The sequence below is a fragment of the Argonema antarcticum A004/B2 genome (assembly GCF_023333585.1).
Lineage (GTDB): Bacteria > Cyanobacteriota > Cyanobacteriia > Cyanobacteriales > Aerosakkonemataceae > Argonema > Argonema antarcticum.
The window spans coordinates 71,992-84,706 of the sequence record NZ_JAIQZN010000022.1 but is presented as its reverse complement, the minus strand read 5'-3'; the positions used below and the strand labels follow the sequence as shown (position 1 = coordinate 84,706).

Genomic DNA, 12,715 nt, shown 5'->3' with positions numbered 1-12,715 from the left:
TGCGCTTTAGCGCTCTTAATTACAACTGGGATAAGAGCGCTTTAGCGCAACAACGTACCTAATACCAGCCTCAACTATATAACTAGCAACTTGCGTTAGTACACTTACGGTCCGAGGCAGAGCCTCCAGGCAAAGCGTTTCCAGGTTCAACCTGGAAACGAGAAGAATAGCCTGACGAGAGCAGGCTTTTTGCGTATAACCCCAGCATAAGAGGCTGCGGGCGAATTGCTCTAAAAATTGCTTTTCAGTTAGCTTAATTTTGCCCTGATGGTTTCTATTCGTTTGCGGTTCACTCCCAAATCTGACTGTCCGAGGCGCGAAGCCGAACGAACGTGAATAACTTTTGCTGCTTCGTCCAGATAGAATTCCACATCATCAACAAATCCCATTAGCTTGCTGGTAAATTCTGCGTAAAGGTAATTAGGTGTTTCGCTGATAATTTTAGTTCTCTCTTCCGACTCAATAACTTTTTTGAGTTGAGCCATTGCCTCAACGGTCGTAGAATTATAGGTAAGCGGCTCAATTTTATGCTCAGCATCCTGACTTTGGCTGCTGACACAATTGGGCGAACTCGGACAGGCGGCTAATTTGCCTGCTTGTACACCAATGTTGGTGGGTCTTTTTCCTGCAAACATCGTCATTCCTCCTGGAAATGCTACCGTTGCTCCCAGCCAAAAGACAGTAGCGAATAGCAACGATAACAAGATTATCACTAATAGTCGCAGAGGCGATCGCTTTTCTACTGACGATTCAACCATAAACTGCTTTCCTTTCATACAACGTGCTTATTATCTCAGAAAACCGCTTTATTTGGGAAATTCCACAATCCTAATTATAGGTTGGGTTTCGTTACCTCAACCCAACCTAAGCCATTTCTTTGTAGGTTGGGTTGAGCGAAGCGAAACCCAACGCATTTGCCCTAGTTTCCTAGCTCAACCCAACCTACAAAGCTAGTTTATGGTGGGTTACGGCGCGGTGAAAGATTTATCTATTGGTTCCACAAGTTAATCGCCGCGCCTAACCCACCCTACAATATGTTCACATTTTATTTAGGCTCGCTATAATTGTAGGTTGGGTTGAGGTAACGAAACCCAACCTACGTTTAGAATTCTACCATTGATTTTGCAGTATCGCTTCACCTCGTTGGTAAATCTCACGCGCATAGTCTGTCCAAACTCCTTGTCCCCAGTAACGAAAACAGCTTGTTTGCAGCAAAAAATTGTGCAATAATGCTTCGCGATACCGCGATTGTTTGGTAATGGATTCTGCCTCTAATTCCAGTAATGGATCGACTTTTTCGTGAAACAAAGCGCTGAGTTGATTCATCGGACTCAAAACATTTTCGTATCCTTTTACCCAACTGATGTGATTTGTCCAGGAAGCACCATCCATGTGAAAGTTATGGTTAGTTTCTTTTAACTCTTTAATCGCATTTGCTACTGCATCCCGGCTGCAACTTTCTGGCGCAACGCGCTGCCAAATTTGGTGTTGACCAATTGGTTGACAGGTAGGATAATCATTGGGATTGCAACCAGCCGCCTCAATTAATTCCAAGTATTCTGTACCAGTCATGGCAACGATGCCCGATTTTCCACCGTTATTTTGAGCTATTTCATGGGAAGCCCGTAAAAAAGCACCGGGAAACTCGTTCATCATGACGCCGCCGTTTTCGCCATCGCCAATTTGACTGACTATTGGTGGTACTGAAACTGACCCTAACATTTGTCGAGATAGGGTTTTCGCTTCGTAGTAGGGCTGCATTTGAGCTACCAGTTTGGTATCGGAACCTTGGGTTTTGATTAAGGCAGTGATGCTGATTTCTTGGCCTTGAGAATTGCGGGCAATTAGACGGTGAGGTAGATGTTTATATGCTAAAGATTGCCCGGTGAGAGTTTCGACTGTATGTTCTTGTACTAATAGCCAACGATAGCCGCATTCTTTTAGCGCTTTGACAAATTCAAAAAAGGTATCTGGGTGATTGGGTAGGTGCATTTCTGGAGGAGAAAATCCCTTGACGCGAGATAGCGCTGACCAACCAAATATGGCGGCGAAATGATGTTGCCAAGCTTGGATGTGCAGTTTGATATCTGGTATCGGTGTGGAGGGAACAACTGCATGACTCCACATTGTACCAAGCCATTCTACATAAGGTTGGTAATTGGGATCGATGGTGATGCGTTTGAGATTTTCTAGGATATCGCCGCGCCCCATTTGTCGCAATCCCCACAAGAGATTGCCAGAGTAATCTAACATAACGCGAGGATTGCCACCGTTGGCGACGAGTTCTGGTATCAAATCTGCCATGCGGCTATAGCAATTGGCAAAGGGTGCGGCGTTGTGGTTGTCTCCTTCCTGGGGATGTTCAAACATATATTGCAGGTTGGAGATTAGTTCTCCTTTATACCCAGCGGGGATGGTAGGCTGGTGCATATGCAGCGCGATCGCAAATCCAGCTTGTACTTCGCTTAAGCGGATGTTTGTTTTGGGTAAAAATACTGGTTCGCTGTCCTGAACTACTGAGAGAATTTCTTTTTCCCAGCCGGAAATATTGGGTAATCCGTCAATTAGTTCCGGTAATTGGGGTAGGGTGCGTGTTGGGGATGTAGTAAGCATTTATGTGAGAAATCGATATGGGAAACATATCGAGTTTGACACAATTAAGGCTTCAGCAGTATTTTTAAATCATCGATCGCTAGAACGGCCTGTGATCAAGCCAACTTATCATAGCACATAAAATGAAAATAGTTCAGCCAATACTCACATAAAAATATCTGAAAAGTCTACCGCGCAAAGCTGCCCGCAAAGAGTTAGCCGAAGGGATATAATTACCAGTAGCACCTGCTTTAAAAAAAATTCTGCCAGACAGGAGAATCAATCATGATTTCATTGCAGGAAAATCCCCAAACCCAACCAGTCCCCAAACTGCCTGATGGCCCAAAGACCCCCAAATTTTTACAGACAATTCGCGCAATCTTTTGGCCGTTAAAATATCTAGAAAAGACGGCCAGAGAATACGGTGACATCTATACAACTGAAATTGCTGGCTTTCCTCCACAAGTGGTATTGAGTAATCCCCAGGCGATTCAAGAAATTTTTACAGCCGATCCAAAACTGTTTGAATCTGGGCCTGGAAACAAAATTTTGCAGCCTTTCTTTGGGGATTATTCCCTGTTACTGCATGATGGCGAATATCACCAGCGTCAGCGCCGACTCTTGACGCCTCCCTTTCATGGGGAACGCATGAAAGCCTACGGCGAACTTATTTGCGATATTACCGATCGCGTAATTAGCAATTGGCAGATTGGCGAAACATTTTCAGCACGTTCATCCACCCAAGAAATCTCTCTGCGAGTCATTTTACGTGCTGTTTTTGGTCTTGATGAAGGCGATCGTTACGAACAACTGAAGCAACGTTTAACGGCGCTGCTGGATGTAACTGGTTCTCCTTTAAGATCCAGTTTTGTTTTTCTGCGATGGCTGCAAAAAGATTTAGGGGCGTGGAGTCCGTGGGGACGATTCGTGCGCCTAAAGCAGGAAATTAACGAACTTTTATTGACGGAAATTAACGAACGTCGCCAGAAAAATGATTTAGCTGGCGAAGACATCCTTAGTTTAATGATGTCTGCTCGCGATGAAGACGGTCAACCGATGACGGATGCCGAATTACTTGATGAATTGATGACATTGCTGTTTGCCGGACATGAGACTACAGCTACAGCTTTGGCATGGGCTTTGTACTGGGTTCATTATATACCAGAAGTACGCCAAAAGCTGATCGAAGAGTTAGTTACCCTGGGGGAAAACCCAGATCCAAATGCTATTACTAAACTTCCTTATCTGAATGCTGTCTGTTCTGAAACCCTGCGGATTTATCCGGTTGCTTTGTTTACCTTCCCCCGGATTGTGAAAGCGCCGGTACAGATAGCTGGCTATCAATTTGAGGAGGGAACGATGCTATCTCCCTGTATTTATTTAACTCACCACCGCGAAGATTTATATCCAGAACCAAAACGTTTTAAACCAGAGCGTTTTCTGGAACGTCAATTTTCGCCTTATGAGTTTTTCCCTTTTGGTGGTAGCAATCGTCGCTGTATTGGGATGGCGTTTGCGATGTTTGAAATGAAGTTGGTACTGGCTAGGATTTTATTGCGATCGCAACTTGCACTTGCCGATAATCGCCCCGTTGTACCCGAACGTCGCGGCATTACGATGGCACCCTCTGGAGGTGTAAAATTGGTATTAACTGGTCACCGCAGTTAATCTTTTCGTCTACCAAGACTTATTAGCCAAGTAGAGTGCGAAGCTTCCATGTTACATGAATTTGGTACGTAGTTGCGCTTCAGCGCTCTTTAAGATAGAACATGGTCTACAGTGAAGCGGACATATTGCCATCGCTCGGATGCGTGACAATATTCGCATAAGTAATTAGCTCGTTGGCGTACTTGCTCTTGGATGGCTTCACTAATGTAACGATTGGCAGACAAGCTTTTTATTCTCCTTGATTGGGAGTAAGCAAAACATTTCTAACAGTCCGGTTAACCAAACTGAAATAATCGTCTAATTCTTCATAATTATCTAGTTCTTTTTCTTCTTCAGTCGTAAGACCAGAATCTTTCTGTTTAGCGAGTAAAGTTTCAATCCGATTCTGTACGGTGCTAGAAGCACGAAGAATGGGCACTCCTTCCACTAACTCAATGCGAACAGCACCTTCGATAGGTAAGCTGTTGGGTAAACTATGTAGCTTTAGGGGTAAATTAGTTGTCATGGTCTTTACTTAGAAAAATGTAGATATTTAAAGGTCGGGCAACTTTTTCAAGATACTCCTTTCCCGCCAGAAGAATTTGTATTTTCTGCCCCACTTGCCCCCAGCTTCGCCTGCTGGATGAATACATAAACTTAGAGCCGGAAGGGAGTGATACCATTATAATCATTGTAGTGCTTCGCAATCCTCTAAAAGGGTAGCAGCAAGTTATTCTCTATTTCTTGCCGCACTTCGTGGCTTACATAAGCGTTATTCAGACAAGCCATCAATAACACATTTGCTTCGTAATATTTAGTGAGCAATTCTTTCTGTGCCTCATCGAACTGCCAATCTTCACCAATTGGGTGATTTTCCACTATCTGAATTCTCACCTGTTCTGCCCAATCCTGACCCTTCTCTTTCTCCAAAGCTATTATTTTCTCCTCATCTTTATCTACTTGTGCTTTCAGTTCTTCTAATCGTTTCCTTAGTCCAGGATCGATGTTGGGGTCAATTTGAAGAGCATGATTGATAGCAAAAACACGCACAAACACCATCACAGTTGCAGCATCAAAAGCGCGGTAACGGGTAAAGTCAGGTTTCAATTCAAGAACAATCTTAAGAGCTTCCTTAAAGGAAAGGTTTACAGTTCTGCATAAGAAACTAGCACAAGTAAATATACAGAGACAATAAAAGTCAATCAGAAAGCCAAGTGTGCGCTGAGGATCGATCGTAATGTCACTGTCAAGGTAAAAAGAGCGGATAGCAGCTGGCTTGTAGGAAACTTTGTCTGGAAGAGATTTTTGAATTTCCAAAGATTGCTCGTTTACCCACTTGAGAAATTTCTGTAACTTCTCATCTCCAGCAAGCAGACTATCAACCTTATTTTTCATTAACTTTAAGAGATAATCTGCTGGACGCAGTGGTACAACTGCTAACAAGAATACTTCCCGCCAGCGTTTATCAGTTATATTCTTGACTAGATTAGAGAAAGCAATTTTAGATACTTCTGGATCGGGGCGAGTGGCAATTCTTCTGGCTGTGAAATACTCCAAAAATGTGAGATGGGAAAATGAATAAATACCTCTTGCTCGCTCTACAAGTAATCCATGCTGACCTTGAATAGACTTCAACACCGCTTCACTATCTGACTCCAAGTCTCCAACATTAGTTTTGGCATCAGGAAAATTACGGATGTAATTAGTAATAAGATGCTCTAAATCTATCTTCGACAAGAAATAATCTCCCTTCTCGAAAGTCGTAAGAGCAATGTAACTGAGCAAATCTCTCTTGTCTCCTAGTGATAGATTCTTGTAAACATTCTCTCGCTCAATAGCGCGGCTTGCATCCCATTTTACAAGTAGAGTATCTACAGCTTCTTTGTAAACTTCATAGCGATTTCTGGAAAAAAATTCACCTTTGTCTTCAAATACTAAGCATAATAATGTTAGTAGCAGCGGATTCGTGGCCAGTTCTTTAATGCGTGGCTGTCTCTCCAAATTCTCCTTGAATCTTTTAGCATTTTCTTTCTTTTTTTCTTTTTGATCTTTTTTGTCTTTACTAGAATCAAACCATTTTTTCACAAAGGTATCTATTTGTTCACTATCGAAGTCGGCGACTTCAACCTCTGTAAATTTTTCAAGTATATATTCTTTGGCAGCAATCCGACAAGTAATTACAAACCGATTTTGCTGATAGCGCTTGAAAAAATGCTTTATTTCATCAAAAACGTACCTGCTGTTTTCTTCTTTGACTTCATCTAGTCCATCGAGTAAAACCATTGTTCTGCCTTGCTTCAATAGCTGCTCAATTTCCTCAGCTACAATTTCGTAAGCAGAAAGCTGTTCGATAATATATTCTAATAAAGTTTGCTCTTTCCCATATTCGGGAAAATCCTTCATGGTAATAAAAATAGGCACAATATCGCTTTGTAACTTTCCGTCAATACACTGAAGGGCTAAATATTTCAAAAAAGTCGTCTTACCTGCTCCTGGCTTACCGAAAACCATTAGTTTAGGATATTCCTCAACCGCCTTCAACCCTGGAATCCTTTCTTCAGAACTTCTACTCAGTCCATAGCCGTCAAACTTACTTGGATCGTTAAAACCTTGCAGCAGTTCATCAATTTCTAAGCGCAAGTTTGCAGTCGGTATCTCCAAAACATTGACGTGGCTATAAATATCATTAACACCAATTGGAAAGGTCATAGACAGTACCCGCATCGTGCTGCATTCTTGTTGGATAAAGGGTTTGACCTTTTCCCGTACATTTTGGACTAAGGTATCAATATCAATCTCTTTAGACGGCTGCTGTGGTGTTTCTTCAGGTGCATCATCTCCTTTGTAGACAATATCCTGCCAGTTCAGCTCCAATTTTTCACAAATTTCGGTAAAGTTCCAATAGTCAATACCTTTGCCATTGAGAAATTTACGAATGGTGTCTCTCGATAATCCCACCTCCTCAGCCAAGGCTTGCTGGCTGGGAAATCCGTTACGCTGGAGAGCCAGCTTAACTTGAGGAATATACTGTGGAGCGACTCTGATTGAACGCGACATAGCTTAACTTTGAAGAGTCTAATTGCATCATATCACTTTTTTGTCGTAAAAGTCAGGCATAACTCAGGCATTAATAGCCAATAAGTTAGTCATTACCATATTTTCTCAGTCAATAAGTTAGTCAGACTCGGCTTACACTGATAATGTGATCTTGTAGAAAAAAGCTGGCAAGAGCCGCGAACTCCCACCAGCGTAAACTACAAAACTACTATCTCTTCGACAAGCCTACATAAAATGCTAGGTAAACCGAAAGATAACCTCCTATGGTCGGAATTACGTAGCTCTTTTCAACAGCGTCAATGTTGTGAGAGCGAAGGTATCCGAAAAAAAGTTCCAAAAGCAAGCCCAAAAGCAAGCTCAAGGAAAGCACTTTATAGTGACCAACAACGAACCAGAAAAATTTGGCACATGGATCGGTGGGAATCTTCTTCACATTACCTCCATAACTGGCCAGTGTGCAAGACTGACCAAGCATGATGGGAGTTAGGCGTGTTCGGTGAAATTCGGCACTACCTAGTGACGATTCCTTGGTCGGGGTTAATGGTTGAGCAGGGAAGCCTGCTCAGCCTTATCCTTGATCGTAGATTATAGCATCGGCAGAGCTTATGGCAAGAAATTGTAAGTTTTTGGAAGTTCGCTGCCCCAAGTGTGGTATTTGGGCGAAATGCCTATTTACCGATCTAACCACCAAAATTGAATGCTCAGCTTGCGACTACCTTGTTATACAACAGAGGACTGATACAGGAAAGGTCATCGATACTGATTTCCAAGTCTATCTTCACAATAATTAATTTATCATAAATTCAGAGAATAACTAAATGAAACACACAGCCCTAAATCAGTCGAGCAAACAAGCTCAAAAGCAAGCGAGTTCAGAAAGCGCAAAAACAGTACTCGATCAACTCAATCCCGATTACCAAATAGCTTGTCACCAAATAAACACACCCACAAACTCTCTGCAATACATCAAATTTAACGAGCTTCCCGCAGAACATCAAGAAGGTATCCGCAGAGGGCTAGAATCAGTCGCAGAGGGTAACTCAATCTCAATGTCAGAATTCAAGAGTGAAAAGCAATCTTCCTAATTACCTCTCTACTTTACCTGCATTGCCGTATAATCTAAATACACCCTTCGATCAGCCACTTTAACAGCATCGTTGGGTGTTTTGGTATGTATTGTTAAACATCAGGTAGTAAAGTAAGTGCCCTATCAAGTTTCCTTTGAATACTATACAGTAGCGCCCCGACTCCGAAAGTTGGAGCAAGAAAACAGCGAAATTGCACAGCAAATCTATGATGAATTAGATAGACTAGCTGTTGAAAGAGAATATTTTAACACCAACGAGCGAGACAGACTAGAAGCATTTTTAGTGGGGAATATCCTAGTTGGTTACAATCTTTCTCATAGAAAAAAACTTATTGATGTAGTTTACATTACTGAATTACCCTAAAAAGTAAACAAATTTTTGCCCTTTAGGAATTGCGATTGCCGTAGTTATTATAATATGTCTGTTTGATGATGGAAATGATGGGAAATAATGGGATGTGAAATGAGGCCCGATCGCATTTTTGCTAATCGATAGAAAAGTGCGATCGCAAATGTTTATTGGAAAAGTCGATACTTTCCCATAGCCCGCCCGGAAATCAATGATGCTGTTGGCAAATTAACGCTGTCGTCCACACCCGCCCGGAAATCAACAACACAAGTCGGTCAAATGTCAGGTAGTTTGAGATATTTTATAGCCTAGATGTGAGTCAGCGCCACGTTTATATGGAAGTATCCCAATTAAACGACTTCCAGGAATAACTTTAACTGTCTGGAAAAAGCTTTAGAAATTACCGCCGGTAACCGATCAAAGTCCGCTCTGGCATTTTTATGCGGTTTAATGAGGGTTTTAAACCCTCCAAAATTAGCGATCGCACTCTGGTTAGAACTGTATAATAGAACACAATAAATTTAACATTAGCTTGGATAAAAAACGCAGCTAGATCGCCATAAAAACGCTATTTAGCGGATAATGTATTACTAGAAAGCATACGGTAGCAAAATAAAACCAAGCTAACTTGTGAAGCGATATTGCGCTCACATTTACCTGTTTGCACTGCGGGGCATGGAAACCTGTCCCTAAGCTGACATAGCCCAGGGTCAAGATTAGACAAGGAAAAGGAAAATTATTCATATGGCCAACATATTCAAAACATCAATGACCGGCGATCAAGAGCCTATGCCCACCGGGTCAAAAGCGATCGCGTTTGCCGGTTTGGAGCTGAACGACACCGGAGATGCCTTGACCTACAGCATAACGGTTAAAGGTTTGGACTTTGGGCCTGTGTTGGGCTTAGCGCCTCAGACTCCTGACAGCAAGGATGATGTCACGAGTTTGCATTTCCATAGTGCGCCGCGTGGCACCGATGGCCCCGTTGTCTTCGGTATAGTTAATCCCGCTCAAGATACAGATGACCGAGCGATCGCAATTAACCCAGATGGTTCAGCAACCGTCACCGGCATCTGGGAACAAACGGATATTGCCAATCAGCCATTAAGTACTTTCGTGGCACCTTTGAAAGCCACTAACCCCGGTGCAGATACTGTTCTGTACCTGAATATCCACACCAATGCGTTTCCCAAAGGTGAAATTCGCGGCCAAGTCGCTGCCACTTCCGGCACCCTCATTCAAGGAACTGACGGCAACGATAATCTCAGGGGTGGAGTGGGAGATGACACCTTATTTGGCAAGCAGGGGAATGACAGTCTCGTTGGCAGTGACGGCGACGATTTGTTCAACGGCAACCAAGGCAGCGACACTTTGAATGGGGGTCTAGGCAAGGATAGCCTCTACGGCGGTCAAGATAAGGATTTTCTCTTCGGCAATGAAGGTGCTGATGTCCTCTTTGGTAACTTGGGGGATGACAGTCTCGCTGGCGGTAAGGGCGACGACATCTTCAACGGCAATCAAGGCAGCGACACCATAGATGGGAATGTAGGCAACGATATTATTTACGGCGGCCAGGATAACGACCTGCTTATCGGTAGCACTGGCAGCGATTTCCTCAGTGGCGACAAGGGAAACGATACCCTTAGTGGCGTTGACGCTAGCGCTGCCAGTCCTGGACTAGGCGAGATAGATACCCTCGTTGGCGGAGAAGGATCTGATAGATTTATACTGGCGAACACCAATGTGTTTTACTACAACGATGGCAATGATGCCGATGCCGGTTTAAATGATTACGCCCTAATTACTGACTTCAAAGCTGGTGAGGATGTAATCCAGCTGCGCGGTTCGGCAAATAACTACGTGCTGGCTATCTCTAAAGGCAGTTTACCGACAGGAACAGCCATTTTCCAGGTGTCAGCTCAGAATGAGCTGGTTGGTATTGTGCAAGGGGTTACGGATTTGAGTCTTGGAAGTAGTTCTTTTACTTTCGTTTAGGAACTACAGCAGCTTGGGAGTGGGTGAGGCTTCCGTGAGCGTCAGCCGAACGGTACAGGTAAATTGTAGGGGCGGGTTTTGCCCTGATTCTTGTCGGTTAGCGACAAATTATCTGCCAAACCCGCCCCTACGAACACATAGAACTATCAAACCAAGGAAGCGACTGTGTTTTTACTCAGCACTCAGCACGTTGCTATAGTTTTCAGGTGTGTTGATATCCGTGATAACAACCTGATTATCAAATTCTACTTTATTGATGACTGCGTAAAACTCTTGGACAACTTGGCGCAATCCAAATGTTTCTTCGCGAATGTTTTCTAAGTGAAGCAATGCTTTGCTGGAGAAAAATAAGGGATGTCCCAATTTACCTTTGTAAGTTGGTGCAGTAATTATTGAGTCATTGTGTATTTGTTCTTGCAGTAATTTTTGGTAAATTTCAGTTGGTCTGGGTTGGTCAACTGCTGAGATAGCCAAGACTTGACAATTTTTGGGGATGGATTGGAGTCCTGTCAAGATAGAACTGGTTTTGCCTTGGCTGGGGTCGGGATTGATGACAAAACAGGTGTCGGGGGGACAATCTTTTTTGCGATCGCAATTGTGAGGCCCAAGCACTACCACAGGTGTGATGCCAGCCAGCAGAAATTGCTCTACTTGATAGGATAGGAGAGTTTTTCCTTTTTCCCAAGGCAGGGAGGCTTTGCAAGTCCCCATGCGGCGCGAAGCACCGGCTGATAGCACGATCGCAAAGAGGAGCGGGGGAGAATGAAAATCCGTATTCATTAGCATAAATGTAGCTAATTACTCAGTTCCGCCACAAGATTATGTAGGGGCGAAGCATTGCGGAATTGACGTTTCGGTTTTGAGTTAAGATTAATCCCGCAATGCTAATGCCTACGGCACGAGTCCGCGCATCCGCGCCGCTACGCGAACGCGAACGCCCTCCCACTATACATAGTCTTCCACCGGGAAGGGAGTAATAGAGCGCATTTGCTCTGATAGCGATCGGCCCTTTCCACCCCGACGAACTTTGATTAATTCGGCACAGATGCTAACTGCGATTTCCTCCGGAGTTAAAGCACCGATATCCAAACCAATGGGAGCATAAATTGATTTTAATGCGTTTTCGGGATATCCTTCTTGTTGTAATTGTTGTCGGACTAAACCAACACGCTTTAATGAGCCAATCATACCGATATATTGAGTTTGTCGTTTTAACAAAATTCGCAATGCTGCTAAATCGTTTTGCATTCCCCGCGTTACCAGTGCGACATAAAGATTTTCGGTTGAAAATGGGTAATTAGTAAGTGGAAATGGTAAAATAGTAGATACTTGAGGAAAGCGTTCTTTGGTGGCAAATTCAGTGCGCTCGTCCTGTACAATTATCCTAAATCCAGCTAAGTGAGCAATCTGAGCTAATGGCACGGCGACGTGACCCGCACCAATTATTAATAAAGTTGGTAGAGGCAGCAAAGTTTCTCGAAAGCAAGAATTAATTTGCGGTTCCTTATCGTTATTGGCAATATCTAAATATGGTGGCAAGTCTGGAACAAAGGGCGTGACGAGTATGGCAGAACTTCCTGATGATAAAATATCTATAATTTGATTGACTAAGGCAAGATTTTCTTTCGCTGTCCAGCGTTCCAGCCAAACTAGCATCGTACCGCCACAGACGCCTTGAGTTTCGCGATTGATTGCGCCCGATAAATCGATTTCCACAAATTGTTTTTCGCCAGTTTCCAGTATTTCTAGGGCTTTTTCGATAACTTTCGCTTCTCCAGCACCACCGCCGATCGTACCGATGGTAGAATTATGGGAGCAAACAATCATTTTCGCACCGACTTCTCTGGGAACAGAACCTTTGATGCTGGTGACAGTGGCGAGAACTACAGGGCTTTGTTGTAAGGCTTGAGCTAGTTGTTGGTAGAAATCAAGCATTTTTTGGTGGTGGAAAGTTGGTGAGGGTGGTAAGTGCGATTGTAGGGGCGGGT

11 protein-coding genes are annotated in these 12,715 nt (G+C 43.4%); 4 read left to right on the top strand and 7 right to left on the bottom strand.

Annotated features, from left to right (window positions below; translation table 11 throughout):
• Positions 1–248: 248 nt before the first annotated feature.
• Together LAY57_RS12210 and LAY57_RS12205 are read right to left on the bottom strand one after the other, a co-directional pair.
• On the bottom strand, positions 249–758 hold the full coding sequence (locus tag LAY57_RS12210; protein WP_249066873.1) for a DUF1499 domain-containing protein: 510 nt from the start codon (positions 756–758) through the stop codon (positions 249–251).
• A gap of 352 nt (positions 759–1,110) precedes the next feature.
• The gene (locus tag LAY57_RS12205) at positions 1,111–2,613 is read right to left on the bottom strand and encodes a polysaccharide deacetylase family protein (RefSeq protein ID WP_249066871.1); all 1,503 of its coding nucleotides are present in this window, start codon (positions 2,611–2,613) and stop codon (positions 1,111–1,113) included.
• 264 nt (positions 2,614–2,877) lie between these two features.
• On the opposite strand from LAY57_RS12205, the gene LAY57_RS12200 reads away from it, so the two are divergent.
• Complete coding sequence (locus LAY57_RS12200; protein WP_249066870.1) at positions 2,878–4,260, top strand: cytochrome P450; 1,383 nt, start codon at positions 2,878–2,880, stop codon at positions 4,258–4,260.
• An 89-nt stretch (positions 4,261–4,349) separates the two neighbouring features.
• On the opposite strand, the gene LAY57_RS35820 is transcribed toward LAY57_RS12200, so the two are convergent.
• The 3 genes from LAY57_RS35820 to LAY57_RS12190 all read right to left on the bottom strand — a co-directional run bounded on the left by LAY57_RS35820 (position 4,350) and on the right by LAY57_RS12190 (position 7,296).
• Positions 4,350–4,484 carry a hypothetical protein gene (locus tag LAY57_RS35820; protein ID WP_275993889.1) on the bottom strand — a complete coding sequence of 45 codons (135 nt, stop codon included), beginning with the start codon at positions 4,482–4,484 and terminating at the stop codon, positions 4,350–4,352.
• Between the two features lie 5 nt (positions 4,485–4,489).
• On the bottom strand, positions 4,490–4,765 hold the full coding sequence (locus tag LAY57_RS12195) for a hypothetical protein (RefSeq protein ID WP_249066868.1): 276 nt from the start codon (positions 4,763–4,765) through the stop codon (positions 4,490–4,492).
• 185 nt (positions 4,766–4,950) lie between these two features.
• The gene (locus LAY57_RS12190) at positions 4,951–7,296 is read right to left on the bottom strand and encodes an NACHT domain-containing protein (RefSeq protein ID WP_249066865.1); all 2,346 of its coding nucleotides are present in this window, start codon (positions 7,294–7,296) and stop codon (positions 4,951–4,953) included.
• 818 nt (positions 7,297–8,114) lie between these two features.
• Between LAY57_RS12190 and LAY57_RS12185 the strand changes: the two genes are divergently transcribed.
• The 3 genes from LAY57_RS12185 to LAY57_RS12175 all read left to right on the top strand — a co-directional run bounded on the left by LAY57_RS12185 (position 8,115) and on the right by LAY57_RS12175 (position 10,727).
• Positions 8,115–8,381: a hypothetical protein gene (locus tag LAY57_RS12185; RefSeq protein WP_249066863.1), complete on the top strand. Its 267-nt coding sequence runs from the start codon at positions 8,115–8,117 to the stop codon at positions 8,379–8,381.
• A 117-nt stretch (positions 8,382–8,498) separates the two neighbouring features.
• On the top strand, positions 8,499–8,747 hold the full coding sequence (locus tag LAY57_RS12180; RefSeq protein ID WP_249066861.1) for a hypothetical protein: 249 nt from the start codon (positions 8,499–8,501) through the stop codon (positions 8,745–8,747).
• Between the two features lie 753 nt (positions 8,748–9,500).
• Complete coding sequence (locus tag LAY57_RS12175; RefSeq protein ID WP_249066859.1) at positions 9,501–10,727, top strand: calcium-binding protein; 1,227 nt, start codon at positions 9,501–9,503, stop codon at positions 10,725–10,727.
• A 171-nt stretch (positions 10,728–10,898) separates the two neighbouring features.
• Here the strand turns inward: LAY57_RS12175 and LAY57_RS12170 are convergent, their stop codons facing one another.
• Both LAY57_RS12170 and LAY57_RS12165 read right to left on the bottom strand, forming a co-directional pair.
• Positions 10,899–11,507 carry a nucleotidyltransferase family protein gene (locus tag LAY57_RS12170; protein ID WP_249066857.1) on the bottom strand — a complete coding sequence of 203 codons (609 nt, stop codon included), beginning with the start codon at positions 11,505–11,507 and terminating at the stop codon, positions 10,899–10,901.
• Positions 11,508–11,672: 165 nt separating this feature from the next.
• On the bottom strand, positions 11,673–12,662 hold the full coding sequence (locus tag LAY57_RS12165) for an XdhC family protein (RefSeq protein ID WP_249066854.1): 990 nt from the start codon (positions 12,660–12,662) through the stop codon (positions 11,673–11,675).
• Positions 12,663–12,715: the final 53 nt, after the last annotated feature.